At 46.3% G+C, this 17745-nt stretch carries 12 protein-coding genes; 11 read left to right on the top strand and 1 reads right to left on the bottom strand.

The features are described 5' to 3' along the window. Nucleotides 1-254: 254 nt before the first annotated feature. The 6 genes from rpoB (at nt 255) to ACE3T3_RS12575 (ending at nt 10799) form a co-directional block, all read left to right on the top strand. Nucleotides 255-4343 carry a DNA-directed RNA polymerase subunit beta gene (gene rpoB / locus ACE3T3_RS12600; protein ID WP_374667453.1) on the top strand — a complete coding sequence of 1363 codons (4089 nt, stop codon included), beginning with the start codon at nt 255-257 and terminating at the stop codon, nt 4341-4343. Between the two features lie 172 nt (nt 4344-4515). Beyond that, nucleotides 4516-8718: a DNA-directed RNA polymerase subunit beta' gene (gene rpoC, locus ACE3T3_RS12595; protein WP_374667451.1), complete on the top strand. Its 4203-nt coding sequence runs from the start codon at nt 4516-4518 to the stop codon at nt 8716-8718. A 245-nt stretch (nt 8719-8963) separates the two neighbouring features. Continuing rightward, nucleotides 8964-9413, top strand: a complete 450-nt coding sequence (locus tag ACE3T3_RS12590; protein ID WP_374667449.1) for a prolyl oligopeptidase family serine peptidase — start codon at nt 8964-8966, stop codon at nt 9411-9413. A gap of 18 nt (nt 9414-9431) precedes the next feature. Continuing rightward, nucleotides 9432-9695 carry a hypothetical protein gene (locus ACE3T3_RS12585; RefSeq protein WP_374667447.1) on the top strand — a complete coding sequence of 88 codons (264 nt, stop codon included), beginning with the start codon at nt 9432-9434 and terminating at the stop codon, nt 9693-9695. A gap of 88 nt (nt 9696-9783) precedes the next feature. Beyond that, complete coding sequence (locus tag ACE3T3_RS12580; RefSeq protein WP_374667445.1) at nt 9784-10332, top strand: hypothetical protein; 549 nt, start codon at nt 9784-9786, stop codon at nt 10330-10332. A gap of 110 nt (nt 10333-10442) precedes the next feature. Continuing rightward, nucleotides 10443-10799, top strand: coding sequence for a DNA transfer protein p32 (locus ACE3T3_RS12575; RefSeq protein WP_374667444.1), 357 nt, complete (start codon nt 10443-10445; stop codon nt 10797-10799). A gap of 40 nt (nt 10800-10839) precedes the next feature. On the opposite strand, the gene ACE3T3_RS12570 is transcribed toward ACE3T3_RS12575, so the two are convergent. Further along, a complete protein-coding gene (locus ACE3T3_RS12570) occupies nt 10840-11322 on the bottom strand; it encodes a DUF4442 domain-containing protein (protein WP_374667442.1) in 483 nt (160 codons plus the stop codon). 116 nt (nt 11323-11438) lie between these two features. Between ACE3T3_RS12570 and ACE3T3_RS12565 the strand changes: the two genes are divergently transcribed. From ACE3T3_RS12565 to htpG, 5 genes are all read left to right on the top strand, one after another. Further along, nucleotides 11439-12311 (top strand): alpha/beta fold hydrolase, encoded by an 873-nt coding sequence (locus tag ACE3T3_RS12565; protein ID WP_374667440.1) that lies wholly within the window; start codon nt 11439-11441, stop codon nt 12309-12311. A gap of 105 nt (nt 12312-12416) precedes the next feature. Beyond that, nucleotides 12417-13784: a Na+/H+ antiporter family protein gene (locus tag ACE3T3_RS12560; protein WP_374667438.1), complete on the top strand. Its 1368-nt coding sequence runs from the start codon at nt 12417-12419 to the stop codon at nt 13782-13784. A gap of 746 nt (nt 13785-14530) precedes the next feature. Continuing rightward, a complete protein-coding gene (locus ACE3T3_RS12555) occupies nt 14531-15154 on the top strand; it encodes an OmpW family protein (RefSeq protein ID WP_374667436.1) in 624 nt (207 codons plus the stop codon). A gap of 183 nt (nt 15155-15337) precedes the next feature. Continuing rightward, nucleotides 15338-15682, top strand: coding sequence for a lysozyme inhibitor LprI family protein (locus ACE3T3_RS12550; protein ID WP_374667493.1), 345 nt, complete (start codon nt 15338-15340; stop codon nt 15680-15682). Nucleotides 15683-15778: 96 nt separating this feature from the next. After that, nucleotides 15779-17698, top strand: a complete 1920-nt coding sequence (htpG, locus tag ACE3T3_RS12545; protein WP_374667433.1) for a molecular chaperone HtpG — start codon at nt 15779-15781, stop codon at nt 17696-17698. Nucleotides 17699-17745 lie beyond the last annotated feature (47 nt).

Below are 17745 nucleotides of genomic sequence, written 5' to 3'. Positions count from 1 at the left end.
CCTTGGGTCATCAGCCTTTTTGCGTTACAATAATCGGCTCGATTTTTGTTTGCATGATATAAAAATCATACAAATTAGAAATAAAGATAAATATCAAACGCTTACCAATATTTTTCCGTTTTCAAAAATATTGTTAAGCGTTTTAATACCACTATAAATTGCAGCATTTGTCAAAGTGGTGGCCATATCGGCCTGCGTAATTCCTTCTGAACCCGTTCTGCAGGCGGGTTTAGTTTACTTTCCGAGGACTCCAGATGGCATACTCATATACCGAAAAGAAACGGATCCGTAAGAATTTTGGTAAATTGCCCAAGGTAATGGATGTTCCGTACTTGCTCGCGATTCAAGTCGACTCGTACAGAACTTTCTTGCAAGATGGCAAAACTCCAAAAAACCGCGAAGATATCGGTCTCCAAGCCGCATTTCGTTCAGTTTTTCCTATAGAAAGTTATTCTGGCAATGCTGCTTTAGAATTTGTTGAGTATAGTCTTGGTAAGCCTGAGTTTGATGTGCGTGAGTGTATTCTCCGCGGCTCAACTTATGCGGCGCCAATGCGTGTAAAAATTCGCCTGATCTTAAAAGACCGCGAAACCAAATCCATTAAAGACGTGCGCGAGCAAGAAGTCTACATGGGCGAAATGCCTTTGATGACAGATAACGGTACTTTTGTGATCAATGGTACTGAGCGTGTAATCGTATCTCAATTGCACCGTTCACCAGGCGTGTTCTTTGATCACGATAAAGGCAAAACGCACTCAAGCGGCAAAGTGCTGTATTCTGCGCGTATTATTCCTTACCGCGGTTCATGGCTGGACTTTGAGTTTGATGCCAAAGACCTGGTTTATGTGCGTATTGACCGCCGCCGCAAATTGCTGGCGACTGTTGTCCTGCGCGCGCTGGGCTATAACAACTCTCAAATCCTCGATCTGTTCTACGAAAAAGTGCCTGTATATCTAGACATGGGCAGCTATCAGATTGATCTTGTGCCAGAACGCCTGCGTGGTGAAATGGCTCAGTTTGATATCGTGGATAACGACGGCAAAGCGATTGTAGAGCAAGGCAAGCGTATCAACGCGCGCCATGTGCGTCAAATGGAAGCAGCAGGCCTTGAAAAACTGTCTGTTCCAGATGAATACCTGTACGAACGCATCATTGCTGAAGATGTCGCCTTGAGCGGCGGTGAAGTGATTGCAGCCAATACTGTATTGAGCCATGAAGTCATGGTGAAATTGGCTGAAGGCGGCGTGAAGCAATTCAACATCCTGTTCACCAATGACATTGACCGCGGTTCATTCATTGCCGATTCATTGCGTGCAGATACAACCACTGGCCGTGAAGAAGCGCTGGTTGAAATCTATAAAGTAATGCGTCCAGGCGAGCCGCCGACAAAAGAAGCGGCTGAAAACCTATTCAACAACTTATTCTTCTCTTCTGAACGTTATGACTTGTCTCCAGTAGGCCGCATGAAGTTCAACCGCCGTTTGGGCCGTCCTTACGAAGTGGGTACAGATCAGAAGTCTCGTGAAGTTGAAGGCATTCTGTCTAACGACGACATCACTGATGTACTCAAAACATTGGTTGCGATCCGTAACGGTAAAGGTGAAGTCGACGATATCGACCACTTGGGTAACCGCCGCGTGCGTTCTGTCGGTGAAATGACAGAAAACCAATTCCGTGTCGGTCTGGTTCGTGTAGAGCGTGCTGTTAAAGAACGTCTGTCACAAGCTGAAACTGACAACCTGTCTCCGCAAGATTTAATCAATGCGAAGCCAGTGGCTGCTGCAATCAAAGAATTCTTTGGTTCAAGCCAATTGTCTCAGTTCATGGACCAAAACAACCCGTTGTCTGAAATTACACACAAACGTCGTGTATCAGCGCTTGGGCCGGGCGGTTTGACTCGTGAACGCGCAGGCTTCGAAGTCCGTGACGTACATCAAACCCACTACGGCCGTGTGTGCCCAATTGAGACTCCTGAGGGTCCAAACATTGGTTTGATCAACTCACTTTCAGTTTATGCTAAATGCAACAACTTCGGTTTCTTGGAAACGCCTTACCGTAAAGTGGTTGATGGCCGTGTAACGGATGACGTTGAATACTTATCTGCAATTGAAGAAGTAGGTACTGTGATTGCACAGGCCGACTCAGGCGTCGATAAAGACGGCAACTTGCAAGAAGAATTCGTTTCTGTACGTCATCAAGGTGAATTCGTCCGTATGCCTCCTGAAAAAGTGACGCATATGGACGTATCTGCACAGCAGGTTGTCTCTGTAGCAGCATCATTGATTCCGTTCCTTGAACACGATGACGCCAACCGTGCATTGATGGGTTCGAACATGCAGCGTCAAGCTGTGCCTACGTTAATTGCTGACAAACCGCTTGTAGGTACAGGCATGGAAGCAAACGTAGCGCATGACTCTGGTGTGTGCGTCATTGCGAACCGTGGCGGCCGTATCGAATTTGTTGACGCATCACGTGTCGTGATCCGTGTCAATGAAGACGAAATGGTTGCTGGTGAAGCAGGCGTAGATATCTACAACCTGATCAAATATACCCGTTCGAACCAAAACACCTGTATCAACCAAAAAGTTCTGGTGAACTTGGGCGATAAAGTTGGCCGCGGTGACGTATTGGCTGACGGTCCATCAACAGATGGCGGTGAGCTGGCGCTGGGTCAGAACATGCGTGTCGCGTTCATGACGTGGAACGGCTACAACTACGAAGACTCGATCTTATTATCTGAGCGTGTACTTCAAGAAGACCGTTTGACGTCTATTCACATCCAAGAATTATCATGCGTAGCGCGTGATACTAAACTGGGCGCTGAAGAAATCACTGCGGATATTCCAAACGTAGGTGAAGCTGCACTGTCTAAGCTTGATGAATCAGGTATCGTTTACATCGGTGCTGAAGTTACTGCTGGCGATATCTTGGTTGGTAAAGTAACACCTAAAGGTGAAACTCAGCTGACTCCTGAAGAAAAACTGCTTCGCGCAATCTTCGGTGAAAAAGCAGCTGACGTAAAAGATTCATCTTTACGCGTATCTTCATCTGTGAAAGGTACTGTAATTGACGTTCAAGTGTTTACACGCGACGGTCTTGAAAAAGACGAACGTGCTCAAGCAATTGAAAAAGCGCAATTAGATGCATACCGCAAAGACTTGAAAGAAGAATACAAAATCTTCGAAGAAGCTGCGCGTGAACGTATTGTGCGCTTGCTGAAAGGTCAAGAGTCGAATGGCGGCGGCACTACGAAACGCGGTGATAAGCTGACTGACGAAGTCTTGTCTGGTTTAGAACTTGCAGACCTGCTTGAAATTCAGCCGGCAGATGAAGGTGTTGCGGAACGCCTGACTCAAATTCAAGTGTTCTTGAAAGAGAAGAGCACTGAAATTGATGAGAAATTTGCTGAGAAAAAACGCAAACTTTCTACAGGTGATGAACTGACAACTGGCGTATTGAAAGTCGTTAAAGTTTACTTGGCTGTAAAACGCCGCATCCAACCGGGTGATAAAATGGCGGGCCGTCACGGTAACAAAGGTGTGGTCTCCAATATCTTGCCGGTAGAAGACATGCCGCATGATGCGAACGGTGTTCCAGTTGACGTGGTGCTTAACCCGCTGGGTGTACCGTCGCGTATGAACGTGGGTCAGATTCTGGAAACTCACTTGGGTATGGCGGCGAAAGGTCTTGGCGATAAGATCGACAAGATGATGAAAGAGCAGCGTACCGTTCTTGAACTTCGTGACTTCTTAGACAAGATTTACAACAAAGTTGGCGGCGAGCAAGAAGATCTTGACAGCTTGACTGATGATGAAATCTTGGTATTGTCTGGCAACTTGCGTAAAGGTGTACCTTTGGCAACGCCAGTATTTGACGGTGCGGAAGAAGGTCAAATCAAAGAATTGCTGGAGCTTGGCGGCATCTCACGTACAGGTCAAACTGTATTGTATGATGGCCGTACAGGTGAGCGTTTCGACCGTCCTGTAACTGTCGGTTACATGTACATGCTGAAACTGAACCACTTGGTAGACGACAAAATGCATGCGCGTTCTACTGGTTCTTACTCACTTGTAACTCAACAGCCGCTTGGTGGTAAAGCACAATTCGGTGGTCAGCGTTTCGGTGAGATGGAAGTATGGGCACTTGAAGCTTACGGTGCAGCATATACGCTCCAAGAAATGCTTACTGTTAAGTCGGATGACGTTGAAGGCCGTACCCGCATCTATAAGAACATTGTAGATGGCAACCATTATATGGATCCGGGCATGCCTGAATCGTTCAACGTATTGACCAAAGAGATCCGTTCTTTAGGTATCAACATTGAACTGAAAAATGGTGACTAAGTAACCATTCAATCCCCCCAACCCCCTTTTTAAAGGGGGGGATTTGCTCCTCTTAATTTAAGGGGAGTTTCCCGCTTAAAAAGGCGGAATTGAGGGGGGATTACTCAGTTAAAAAACAATATTTGTGACCCAGCTGTGAAGTGAAAATCTTGACAGCACACGGAGAAAAAAATTGAAAGACTTGCTCGATATCATGCGCAAAAAGACGGATTCAGACGGCCACGCTCCTGTAGAGTTTGACCGCATCCGTATTGGTCTTGCGTCACCAGAAATGATTAAGTCATGGTCTCACGGCGAAGTTAAAAAGCCTGAGACAATCAACTACCGTACGTTCAAGCCAGAGCGTGACGGTCTGTTCTGCGCCAAAATCTTTGGTCCAGTAAAAGATTACGAATGCTTGTGCGGTAAATACAAGCGTATGAAATACAAAGGCGTCATTTGTGAAAAATGCGGCGTTGAAGTAACCACTGCGAAAGTCCGTCGTGAACGTATGGGCCACATCGAGCTTGCTTCTCCAGTTGCGCACATCTGGTTCTTAAAATCACTGCCTAGCCGTATCGGTCTTCTTTTAGACATGACGCTGCGTGATATCGAACGTGTATTGTATTTCGAATCTTACGTTGTCACTGACCCAGGTATGACTCCATTTGAGAAATACCAGCTTCTGAATGATGAAGAATACTTCAATGCGTTAGAAGAGCACGGTGATGAATTCACAGCGAAAATGGGTGCGGAAGCCGTTCAGGACTTGTTGAAAGACATCGATCTTGAAGCTGAAATTTCTCGCCTGCGTGAAGAAATTCCAAACACAACTTCAGAAACGAAGCTGAAAAAAGCCTCTAAACGTCTGAAATTGATGGAAGCGTTCAAAGAATCAAACAACAAGCCAGAATGGATGGTGATGAATGTACTGCCAGTACTTCCACCAGATCTTCGTCCGCTGGTTCCGCTTGAAGGCGGCCGTTTTGCGACTTCTGACTTGAACGATCTTTACCGTCGTGTAATTAACCGTAACAACCGTTTAAAACGTCTTCTTGACCTTGCAGCGCCAGACATTATCGTACGTAACGAAAAACGTATGCTGCAAGAGTCTGTCGATGCATTGCTGGATAACGGTCGTCGCGGCCGTGCAATTACTGGTTCGAACAAACGTCCGCTTAAATCTTTGGCAGACATGATCAAAGGTAAGCAAGGCCGTTTCCGTCAAAACTTACTTGGTAAGCGTGTTGACTATTCTGGCCGTTCGGTAATTACTGTAGGTCCATCACTTCGTTTGCACCAATGCGGTCTTCCGAAAAAAATGGCGCTTGAATTATTCAAGCCATTCATTTTCGCTAAACTGCAAGCCTCTGGCCAAGCGACAACCATTAAAGCTGCGAAGAAAATGGTTGAACGTGAAACTCCAGAAGTTTGGGACGTTCTTGCTCACGTGATCCGTCAGCATCCAATCATGCTGAACCGTGCGCCGACACTTCACCGTTTGGGTCTTCAAGCATTTGAACCGACTCTGATTGAAGGTAAAGCGATCCGTCTTCACCCGCTCGTATGTGCTGCGTTTAACGCCGACTTCGATGGTGACCAAATGGCGGTACACGTACCATTAACACTTGAAGCTCAGTTAGAAGCTCGTGCGTTAATGATGTCTACCAACAACATCCTGTCACCTGCGAACGGTGAGCCGATTATCGTACCTTCTCAGGACGTGGTCTTGGGCTTGTATTACATCACGCGTGATGCGATCAATGCCAAAGGCGAAGGCATGGTGTTTGCGGATACTGACGAAGTCAACCGTGCATTGGCAACAGGTCAAGTTGATCTGCACGCTCGCGTTAAAGCGCGTGTGCACCAAACGGTCATTGACGAAAATGGCAACCGTGAACAGCAAACTATTGTTGTTGATACGACTCCAGGCCGCTGCCTGCTTTGGGAAGTTGTTCCTGAAGGCATGGACTTCCAGCAAATCAACGTTGAGATGACCAAAAAGAACATCTCTAAAATCATCAACTCTTGCTACCGTAAATTAGGCCTGAAAGATACCGTTATCTTCGCTGACCAATTGATGTATTTGGGCTTCCGTCAGGCGACTCGCTCAGGTGTATCTGTCGGTATGGAAGACATGCTGATTCCGCCAACCAAGCAGACGATTATCGATAAAGCTGAAACTGAAGTTCGTGAAATCGAACAGCAATTTGAGCAAGGTTTCGTAACTGCCGGCGAACGCTATAACAAAGTGGTCGATATCTGGGCGCGTACCAACGACCAGGTTGCAAAAGCGATGATGGACAACTTGTCATTCACGACTGTTAAAAACAAACAGGGTGAAGATGAGAAGCAAAAATCATTCAACTCAATCTACATGATGTCTGACTCGGGTGCCCGTGGTTCGGCAGCTCAGATCCGTCAGTTGGCGGGTATGCGTGGCTTGATGGCGAAACCGGATGGCTCGATCATTGAAACGCCAATTAAAGCCAACTTCCGTGAAGGCTTGACCGTACTTCAGTACTTCATTTCAACACACGGTGCGCGTAAAGGTTTGGCCGATACTGCATTGAAAACTGCGAACTCAGGTTACTTGACTCGCCGTTTAGTAGACGTTGCGCAAGACTTGGTGATTACTGAGCCGGATTGCGGCACGCTTGGCGGTCTTGTTATGACACCGTTCATTCAAGGCGGCGATGTGATCGAGAACTTAGGTACTCGAGTATTGGGCCGTGTCTTGGCTGAAGATGCAAAACGTCCAGGTTCGGATGAGGTTGTTCTTCCGCGTAACACATTAATTGACGAAAAACTTGCGAACTTCCTAGAAGAGCAAGGTGTCGATGAAGTGAAAGTCCGCTCTGTCATTGCATGTGAATCGACTTTCGGTGTATGTGCGAAATGTTACGGCCGTGACTTGGCGCGCGGCCACTTGGTGAACCCAGGTGAATCTGTCGGTGTAATGGCTGCTCAATCTATTGGTGAGCCAGGTACACAGTTGACCATGCGTACATTCCACGTGGGCGGTGCTGCAAGCCGAACTTCTGCTGCCAACAGCGTACAAGTTCGCAACAAAGGTACAGTGCGTTTCCATAATGTGAAAACAGTACAGCACGCAAAAGGTCACTTGGTATCAACATCTCGTTCAGGTGAAATCGGTATTGCTGATGACATCGGCCGTGAGCGCGAACGCTATAAACTGCCATACGGTGCTTCGATCATCATTAAAGATGGTGAAGCTGTAGAAGCAGGCGGTATTGTAGCGACTTGGGATCCGCATACACATCCATTGGTGACCGAAGTTGCCGGTAAAGTGCGTTTCAGCCAAATTGCGGATGGCGTGACGGTTACATCAAAAACTGATGATGCAACAGGTATGACCACGATCGAAATCCTGCCAGTGACTTCACGTCCTGCGTCAGGTAAAGATATGCGTCCGGCTGTGGTATTGGATACAGTGGATGGCGGCGAACAGTTCTACTTCTTGCCGCAAAACACCATTCTTTCTGTCCGTAATGGCGAAACAATCGGTGTTGGTGACGTTATCGGCCGTGTACCGCAAGAATCTTCACGTACCCGTGATATTACCGGTGGTCTGCCGCGTGTAGCTGACTTGTTCGAAGCGCGTAAACCGAAAGAGCATGCAATTCTTGCTGAAATTTCAGGTGTGGTCAGCTTTGGTAAAGAAACGAAAGGCAAAAACCGTTTAGTGATTACGCCGGATGACGGTTCTGAAATTTATGAAGAACTGATTCCGAAATGGCGTACCATCAACGTATTCGAAGGCGAACATGTAAACCGTGGTGAAACCATTTCTGACGGTCCGCAAAACCCGCATGACATCTTGCGTCTGAAGGGTGAAGTGGCGTTGACTAACTACATCGTGAACGAAGTTCAAGACGTATACCGTCTGCAAGGTGTAAAAATCAACGACAAGCACATCGAAGTGATCGTGCGTCAAATGCTGCGTAAAGTCGACATCACAGATGGCGGCGATACAAGCTTCATCAAAGGCGAACAAGTGGATTTCATCCGTGTAATGCAAGAGAACCAAGCAGTTCAGGCGCAAAACAAGTTCCCTGCGAAATTTGAACGTCAATTGATGGGTATCACCAAAGCGTCGCTTTCTACTGACTCGTTCATCTCTGCTGCATCGTTCCAGGAAACAACTCGCGTGTTGACTGAAGCAGCTGTAACAGGCAAAGAAGATGACTTGCGCGGCCTGAAAGAAAACGTGGTTGTGGGCCGTCTGATCCCAGCGGGTACAGGTTTGGCTTACCACTTGGAACGCCGCCGTCAGGAAGCGGAAGCTGCAGAGCTTGAGCTTCACAATGACTTCTCTGACGTAGACCAAGCGCTGAGCGAAGCATTCAGCCAAGAGTTTAACAACGGTCTATAAGTCCTGAGTGAATATAAAAAAGCGCCTGCGGGCGCTTTTTTTTTGCCTAAAACAATAAAGGAGAATAAGAATTATTTGTAATGATGCGAATGCTTCAATAGTGAAAAAATTTGCTGTTGAATTTTAGGCGCATTCATACACAGCACGGGCGCCAAACTCAATCTAGCGCCGCTAGGGAAAAATATCGCCGATGAACAATCGGTCTACTATGAATTTAAAATCAAGCATTTCAGTCAGTAGACCATTTGCACAGCTATAAAGTCTGGCTGGCCGTGCCTAAAAATCATGATAAAGTTCAAGTTGTAATGTATCTGCTGGATGGCAATTTGGTGATGGACTGGCTGGAAGAATCGATATTGAACAAACTGGCGGCTGATGATGCGCTCGTTTTAGTCGCTGTAGGCTGTGACACGTCTTTGCCGCTTTTATGGGATGCGCGTTCTGCTGATTATACGCCGGGCACAGGCGATGGCCAGATTGCACCTAATCCAAGATCGCCCAGCCGGATGAGCGGCGGAAATTTGGCATTTCACGATCTGCTTACAGATCCGGTGGCGGTCTGGGTGCACAGTGAGATTCAAGTGGATTCTCAGCGCATAGGCGTGTGGGGGCATTCATATGGCGGCTTATTTGTGCTCGATAGCCTGCTGCACAGTGATTATTTTCCCCATTATTTTGCCGCCAGTCCGTCTTAGGGCTGGGCGGATCATCGGATGTTCAAGCCGTCGATGCAGGCCAATATCCGCCATCCAGAAAATAACAAACTTCGGCTGATTGAAGGGGATTCAGAACAGCGGAATCAGGTGCTGCGCAGCCCAAATGTGTCTTCAAACGGCATTGTTCAGCTGCGGCAAGCCGCGCTGAAGCTTCATCAGCCAAAGCTTCAGGCGAAATGGATTATTTATCCGCACTTGACGCGTGGTGACGTTTTTCTCCCGGTGATGCAGGAAGCCTTGGATCAAAAGTTATCGAATTAACCCTTGGCTGAACATGAAAATCTGCTTATAGTAAAATGATGCTATTGCAAAATAGCATTAAAAATTAATAATTTTTGAGGGGCATTCTATGTTTTCACGTTCATGGATCGTATCAGCGGCCTGTTCAGCCATGGTGCTGTCAAGCTTGGCTTTCGCGGCGCCGATGCCGAATACTATTGTGGTTCAAGACAAGGCGGTTGTACCGGTGTTGAAAACTGAAGTGATCCGCCGGACAGCGGGGCAAGAGCCAGTGCGGCAGGTGACGGCAACGGTTTTAGAGATGAGAAATCAAGGCAAAGATATTGTCGCGCGTGAAATTGAGCTGCAGGACAATCAAGGCCAGTTTTCAGAAAAACAGCTGTCGATCCCTGTGTTGAAGCAAGGCGGCGTCATTGTGCCGACGTCAAAAATTCAACTGGATAAGACCTTGAAACAAGATGGCCAAGTCATTTCCCAAACGAAGAAGATTGATGCGGAAGGTGTGGAATTTAAAAAAGGGCAAGAACCGGTAAAGCGCACATTGCAATTGGATCAAAAGCGCATCCCAGACAGCAAGGCAAAAGTGTCGCATGCAGTATTGACTGAAAATGGCGCAGTCAGCAAAGATGTCACTGTGCTGAGTGATGATGAAGAATAAGTGTTACAAAATACTGCAAATGTTGCCTGAGACTTAACACACATTCGTTATTGGTTTCATAATATAAAGTTATGCTGAACTCCTAAGCAGAAAAGGAAGGGGATTTGAATATGAAAAAATTAATGAGCGTGATGGCTGTCGCCGCGATGTCAACTATGATGCTTGCCGGCTGTGAAAGTATGTCACCGAATGAACAGCGTATTGGTGCAGCTGCACTTGGCGGGGCAATTGGCGGCGGTGTGGGCAACAATGTCGGCGGCGGTGTAGGCGCTGCCGTTGGCGGTGGTGCAGGCGCTGCTATCGGTAGTAAAACCCAGCATGGTTCAAACCGTAACGCCACTTATAGCGGTGTGGGCGGTGCCATCGGTTCTGCTGTAGGTAAAAGCGTATTGGGCGGCAACGCGGGCGCTGCGATTGGCGGCGCGATCGGCGGCGGTGCAGGCGCTGCCATTGAGCAAAAAAAATAAATCCAGCAAAGTAAAAGCGCTTGAATATTCAGGCGCTTTTTTATGCGCGCGCTTTGGATTGCTTGCGGCGGATGTATAAGGTCTTTTGCACTTCTGCAATCCGCAGTCCGGCATCATCAAAAATATTTAATGAATAATTTCGGATGACTGGGGTGTAATTCGCCGCCAACGTTTTAATATGTTCGATCTCCTGAAAATCTAGGCGGATATCAGCATAGACTGTGCCGCGTCCTGGTGAGAGAAACTGGATGGATGCAGCTTTATCCCACACAATATATTTGCTGCCCAAATGATGCATGAGCAGCAGCATGTAAAAGGGATCGACCATTGAATACAGGCTGCCGCCAAAATGCACGCCAACCGCGTTGCGGTTTTTGCGCGTCAGGGGAATTTTGACCCGGATGTGGTAATTGGCCAGATCTATGCGGTCAATTTCAATGCCGGCGCCCTTATAAGGCGCATAATGATTCAGTAAAAATTTAGAGACAATAGGGATTGTCATTATTTTTTGCTTTAAGCGCATAGCGGTCAATTTCTTTTTATGGTCCGTTCACCATACTAGATCAGAATAAAATCGCTGGCATTGATCGGATTGCCGGCACATCAGCAGAAAATGCCAATGATAAAAAGGGTCCTGACATGGAAGCGTGCACACAGTGGATAAATACTTCAGATCAGCAGCGGCTTTATGTGAAAACATGGGGCAGCGAGCTGAAGCCAGCTTTGGTTTTAGTCCATGGCTATCCAGACAATCAGGAAGTCTGGGAACCGGTCATTCAACAGCTCATTTCCGATTTTTATATTGTGACCTATGATGTGCGCGGTGCAGGGCAGTCCTCCGTGCCGCGCAAAGTCCGAGATTACCGTTTAGAACAGCTGTCGCAGGATTTGGATCGTGTAACGCAAGCGGTATTGGGCGATCGAGGGTTTCATCTGGCTGCGCATGATTGGGGCTCCATCCAGTCTTGGGAGTCAGTCACAGAGGCTAAATTCCGCGGCCGGATTTTATCCTATACGACCATTTCAGGGCCGAGTTTGGATCATGCTGCATTTTGGCTGCGTGACCAGTTTAAGCATCAAAAATCCAAATTTTTTAAACAAATCAGTAAGTCGTGGTATATCGCAGTTTTTCAGTTGCCATTTTTAGCGCCGACCGCTTGGCAGTTCTTTAACCCCGAACGCTGGGGCAAAGTAGTTGCTGAATTGGAGCGCACGAAGCACCTGCCATTAAATGCCAATATTCAGCAGGATGGAAAAAATGGTGTCGGCTTATATCGCGCGAATTTTATTCCTTGCTTAACCCGCCCGCGGCAGCGCCATGCCGTTTGTCCCGTCCAAGCAATTGTTTTGAAATATGATAATTTTGTCAGCCCTGAGCTGATTGATATCTTGCCGCAATGGGTAGAGGATCTGTCCGTGGTTGAAGTTGCAGCCAATCATTGGGCGATTTTGAGCCAGCCCGAAACGATTGCACAGTACATTCGACAATTTGCCTTCGCGAAAGCAGCTTAACGCCAATGCCGCGAGGGCAGATAGTTCTTACAGTTTTGCCCGTAAGGGCTAAATAGCGAGCAAACTCTGATAAAATACGGGTTTTTTCAGATCCTTCTTTTTGTTATGTTCGCTATTCTTGCCGCAATTGCAGTCATGTTCGGACTGTCACTGGCCCGTGTCCCTGTGGTGTTTGCACTGATTATCGGTGCTGTTACAGGCGGCTTGCTGGCCGGTCTTGGTATTCATGGAACCATCGAAGCCTTTAACAGCGGTTTAGGCAATGGGGCTCAAATTGCGCTTGCATATGGCGTATTGGGGGCATTTGCATTGGCTCTGGCCCGTTCAGGCTTGCCTGATTTGCTTGCATATCAACTGATTACCAAGCTGAAAGGCAGCAGCAATGCCAAAGCGCAAAATCGTGTGAAATACCTGATATTTGCAACTGTCGCATTAGCTGCGGTTTGTTCTCAAAACGTGATTCCTGTTCATATCGCGTTTATTCCGGTATTGATTCCGCCTTTACTGAGCGTCTTTAATCATCTCAAGCTTGACCGCCGTTTGGTTACTTGTGTATTGACCTTTGGTCTGGTCGGAACCTATATGCTGGTGCCGTTTGGTTTTGGCGCTATTTTCCTGAATGATATTTTGGGTCAAAACATCAATACTTTTGGCAAGCCTTACGGTTTCCATATCAGCTATGAGCAAATTCCAGCGGCTATGGCAATTCCAGTATCCGGCATGTTTGTTGGCCTGTTGATTGCAATGTTCATCAGCTACCGTAAGCCGCGTGAATACGCCGATCTTCATGTGAATGCATCTCATCACACCATTTCATCCAGTGTGAAAAGCGACGCAGATGGCAAGCCTCTGGTGGCGAAGTTTACGCTGATCATGGCCGCAATCGCGGTGATTGCGACGCTGTCGGTTCAGGTGATTTCTGATTCCATGATTCTTGCCGGCTTAGTCGGTGTGGGGATCTTAAGCTTTGCCGGCATCTTTAAGTGGAAAGAAGCGGATGATGTGATTGTCAGCGGCATGCGCATGATGGCCTTGGTGGGCTTTATCATGATTTCCGCACAAGGTTTTGCTTCCGTGATTGAAGCCACCAATCAAGTGCCCGCATTGGTGGAGGCATCTGTCGAATGGATTGGCAATAGCCAAGGTTTAGCCGCATTCTGGATGCTGCTGATTGGCTTGTTAATTACGCTCGGCATTGGTTCATCATTTTCGACTGTGCCCATTCTGGCGATTATTTATGTACCGCTCTGCATTCAATTCGGTTTTAGTCCAATGGCCACCATTGCCTTAATTGGTACGGCTGCAGCCTTGGGTGATGCCGGTTCTCCTGCGTCTGATTCGACCCTCGGTCCGACATCCGGTTTAAATATGGATGGCCAGCATGACCACATGAAAGACAGTGTAGTGCCTACGTTTATCCATTTTAATATTCCATTATTGGTATTTGGCTGGATTGCGGCCATGGTGCTTTAATTGAGTTTTTTATTTATTTTATTGCGCACTTTATAATATTTATTTTAAATACATGTTATAGAGTAATTCCTATAATAAAACCAAGCAATAGACTTGGAGTATCATCATTAATCTGATTAACATGGCTGGAATTAAAACCAGCCATGTTGGTCTGATTAAAATAAATTGTGATGATATTCAATCATTTAATATAAATATGATTTAAATTATTCATAATTTTGTTTTTATTTTCTAGCATATTAATTCCTGTGATGATTGATGAGCCGCTCTTTATTTAGAATGCGGTGATGCAGTTTTTTCTGCGCTTGATTCGATATTCGGTCCGACATCTGTTTTAACGAAGGATGGCCGGCATGACTGCATGAAAGGCAGTGCAGCGCCCGTTTTTTATCTATTTTGATATCTTATATTGGTGTTTTTCTTAATGGCAGCCAGGGCACTTGAATTGAGTTTTTTATTTATGCTGTTGCCAAATTTATAATATGTATTTAAAATAAACCTTATTAAATAATCTATAAAATAAAACCAAGCTGTGCACTTGGTATATAATAATTAATCTGATTAATAGAGTTGGTATTAAAACCAACCAAGATGGTATGAATAAAATAAATTATTAATATATTCAATAGTTTAAAAATAAATAAAAATTTAAATAATTAATAGCTATTGCGCATTTGTAATATGATTGTTTATCATTAATTAATGTTTGAAATTTAGTGTTATTATTCTTCCAAAGGGTTTTAAAAATGTTAAAACAAGTTGCTCTTATTTCACTATTGGGTTTTTCCGCTTCGGCTATGGCGGGTCAATGGCAGGTGAAACTTGGCGGTTCTGCAGTTGCGCCAACTGAATCTTCAAGCATTTTAGATGGTGCAGCAAAAGTCGAAGCGGATAATGAACTGGCATTTACCCCTTCTGTTGAATACTTTTTTAATGACAACATTTCGACCGAATTATTGCTTGCTGCGCCAATCAGCCATGATGTTAATGTGACTGGCGGTGTGAACGCTGGTGTGAAACTTAAGCATTTGCCGCCAACAATCACAGCGAAATATAATTTCAAAAATAATACTGGCTTTACCCCATATATCGGCGTTGGCGCTACAGTATTTATTCCTTGGGATGAAGACGCTTCTGGTGACTTAGCGGGAAGCAGCGTGAATGTCAAAGAAGATTATGGCTTTGCCGGTCAAGTGGGCTTTAATTACCAGCCTGCTGATGCGAAAAACTGGGGCGTGTTCGCAGATGTGCGCTATGCTCAAATCAGCCCAGAAGTAGATATCAAGGATTCAGCAGGCAACCGTATTACTAAATTTGATTTAGATATCGATCCAATTGTTTACACAATTGGCTATAGCTACAAATTCTAATAATAAAAAAATAAAATCGGCGCTTGAACCCTATCCTTGGATGGGGTTTTTTTATGGCGGGCACAAAATGATAACGAATAGCAAAATGCCCGCGCTTGAGTCTGCGGGTATTTAACCGTATTGTAAAAAAAGGTCATTTGCAGAAATAATTTTAAAAGCATATTCAAAGGTATGGATGGAATGATGAACATTCAGCAATTTTTAGTTTTGACGCTGCTGAGCTGCGCAAGCTATAGCGCCAGTGCGGCCAGTTTTGATTGCCATAAGGCAAAGACGCTGACCGAACATGCGGTTTGTAATCACCGGGCATTGAATGATGCAGATGTCAAAATGGCAACGACCTATATGATTATTAAACGGCTGGTGCCTATGGGAACCCGCGGCGCAATTCAGGACCAGCAAGTGAAATGGCTGCAGCTGCGTGATCAGTGCCGGGACAACAGCAGCTGTTTAACGGATGTTTATAAAATGCGCCAGCAGAAGCTGGATACCTATATGGAACGGGTTTATCAGCAGGGGCCGTTTTAATCTTTAATTTTTCATGCAGATGGGATTGAAAATTGCGTAAGGCGCTCCATTCATATAGCAGCGAATAAAAGACTGTTCATATGTGAGGAGCAACTGATGAGCGAACAAAACGCAAAAAAACACAGCTTTCAGGCTGAAGTGGCGCAGCTGCTGCATTTGGTAACGCATTCCCTATATTCCAATCCTGAAATTTTTCTGCGTGAATTGATTTCCAATGCATCGGATGCCTGCGATAAATTGCGCTTTGAAGGCATCAATCATGCTGACTATTATGAAAATGACCCCGAGCTGCATGTCCGCATTCTTTTCGATAAAGATCAAAAAACGCTGACCATTTCAGACAACGGCATCGGTCTGAGCGAGCAGGAGGCTATTGATCATTTAGGCACGATTGCCAAATCAGGCACCAAAGATTTTATGTCGAAACTGACTGGAGATCAGAAGTCCGATGCGCAGCTGATCGGCCAGTTTGGCGTCGGCTTTTACTCAGGTTTTATTGTTGCGGATAAAATTACGGTGGAATCGCGCCGTGCCGGCTTAGATGCGGCTGAAGGCGTGCGCTGGGTGAGCGGCGGTACCGGTGATTTTGAAGTGGAGCAGATTCATAAAGCTTCACGCGGAACAGATATTATCCTGCACTTGCGTGATGATGCGCTGGATTATTTAGAATCGTATAAAGTTAAGCAGATCGTCAATAAATATTCTGATCACATCAGCCTGCCTATCGAAATGCAAAAAGAGATTTGGCAGCAGGAAGAAGCGGCTGAGGGTGAAGAGGCGAAACCCGGCCAATACGTAAAAACCGATGAATGGGAAGCGATTAACACGGCCAGCGCTTTATGGACCCGCAATAAAAATGATGTAACGGATGAACAGTACATCGAATTTTATAAAAATTCGACCCATGATTTTGAAGCGCCTTTGGCGTGGGCGCATAACCGCGTTGAAGGCAGCACCGAATATACCCAGCTGCTGTACATTCCAAGCAAAGCGCCGGGCAATATTTTCACCCGTGAAGCCAAAGCGGGCATCAAACTGTATGTGAAGCGCGTTTTCATTATGGATGATGCGGATAATCTGATTCCCAATTATCTGCGCTTTGTGCAAGGGGTGGTGGACAGCGCCGATTTGCCGCTGAATGTCAGCCGTGAGCTATTGCAGGAAAGCCGTGATGTTAAAACCATTCGTGAGGGCAATGCGCGCCGTGTGCTGAACTTGCTGGATGGTTTGGCCAAATCTGAAGATGCGCAGGATCAGGAAAAATTCAAAACCTTCTATGCCGAATTCGGCTCAGTGCTGAAGGAAGGTTTGGGTGAAGACTTGGGCAACCGCGAACGCATCCTGAAATTGCTGCGTTTTGCCAGCTCTGTGAATGATGAGGTGGCTACGTCTTTGGCGGATTATAAAGCGCGCATGAAGGATGGCCAAAAAGCGATTTACTATGTCACTGCAGACAGCCTGGCGGCGGCTAAAAACTCTCCGCAGCTGGAGTTGTTCAAGAAAAAAGGCATTGAAGTGCTATTGATGTCTGAGCGTGTAGACGAATGGGCCATGGAATTCGTCAATGAATTTGATGGCTTGCCAATGCAGAACGTAGCCAAGGGCGCAGTCGACTTGGGTGATTTGCAGGATGCCGAAGAGAAGAAAGCGCTGGAGGCCGCTGCAGAACAGTTCAAGCCTGTGGTTGATAAATTGTCAGGCGCATTGAAAGACAAAACCAAAGAAGTGCGCGTGACCACCCGCTTGGTGGATTCGCCTGCATGTTTAGTAACGGGCGATGGTGAACTGTCGCCGCAGCTGATCCGCATGCTGAAGCAGGCGGGCCAGCCTGTGCCGGAAAGCAAGCCGATTCTGGAAATCAATCCAGAGCATCCTTTGGTGAAAAAACTGGACGGAACCGATCAGTTTGATGATTTGGCGAATGTGATTTTTGATCAGGCGCTGATTGCGGAAGGCGGATTGCCGGACGATCCTGCCGCTTACCTCAAGCGGATCAACAGCCTGCTGCTGAAATAATCCAGCAATTTCATAAATAAAAAGCCTCCTTCGGGAGGCTTTTTATT

It is taken from the genome of Acinetobacter sp., assembly GCF_041919735.1.
Classification (GTDB): Bacteria; Pseudomonadota; Gammaproteobacteria; order Pseudomonadales; family Moraxellaceae; genus Acinetobacter.
This window is presented reverse-complemented; position numbering and strand designations above follow the sequence as displayed.

Coding starts and splice junctions, on each gene's coding strand:
- rpoB (WP_374667453.1), top strand. CDS start 255: ATGGCATACTCATATACCGAAAAGAAACGGATCCGTAAGAATTTTGGT.
- ACE3T3_RS12585 (WP_374667447.1), top strand. CDS start 9,432: ATGTTCAAGCCGTCGATGCAGGCCAATATCCGCCATCCAGAAAATAAC.
- ACE3T3_RS12580 (WP_374667445.1), top strand. CDS start 9,784: ATGTTTTCACGTTCATGGATCGTATCAGCGGCCTGTTCAGCCATGGTG.
- ACE3T3_RS12575 (WP_374667444.1), top strand. CDS start 10,443: ATGAAAAAATTAATGAGCGTGATGGCTGTCGCCGCGATGTCAACTATG.
- ACE3T3_RS12570 (WP_374667442.1), bottom strand. CDS start 11,322: ATGCGCTTAAAGCAAAAAATAATGACAATCCCTATTGTCTCTAAATTT.
- ACE3T3_RS12565 (WP_374667440.1), top strand. CDS start 11,439: ATGGAAGCGTGCACACAGTGGATAAATACTTCAGATCAGCAGCGGCTT.
- ACE3T3_RS12560 (WP_374667438.1), top strand. CDS start 12,417: ATGTTCGCTATTCTTGCCGCAATTGCAGTCATGTTCGGACTGTCACTG.
- ACE3T3_RS12555 (WP_374667436.1), top strand. CDS start 14,531: ATGTTAAAACAAGTTGCTCTTATTTCACTATTGGGTTTTTCCGCTTCG.
- ACE3T3_RS12550 (WP_374667493.1), top strand. CDS start 15,338: ATGAACATTCAGCAATTTTTAGTTTTGACGCTGCTGAGCTGCGCAAGC.
- htpG (WP_374667433.1), top strand. CDS start 15,779: ATGAGCGAACAAAACGCAAAAAAACACAGCTTTCAGGCTGAAGTGGCG.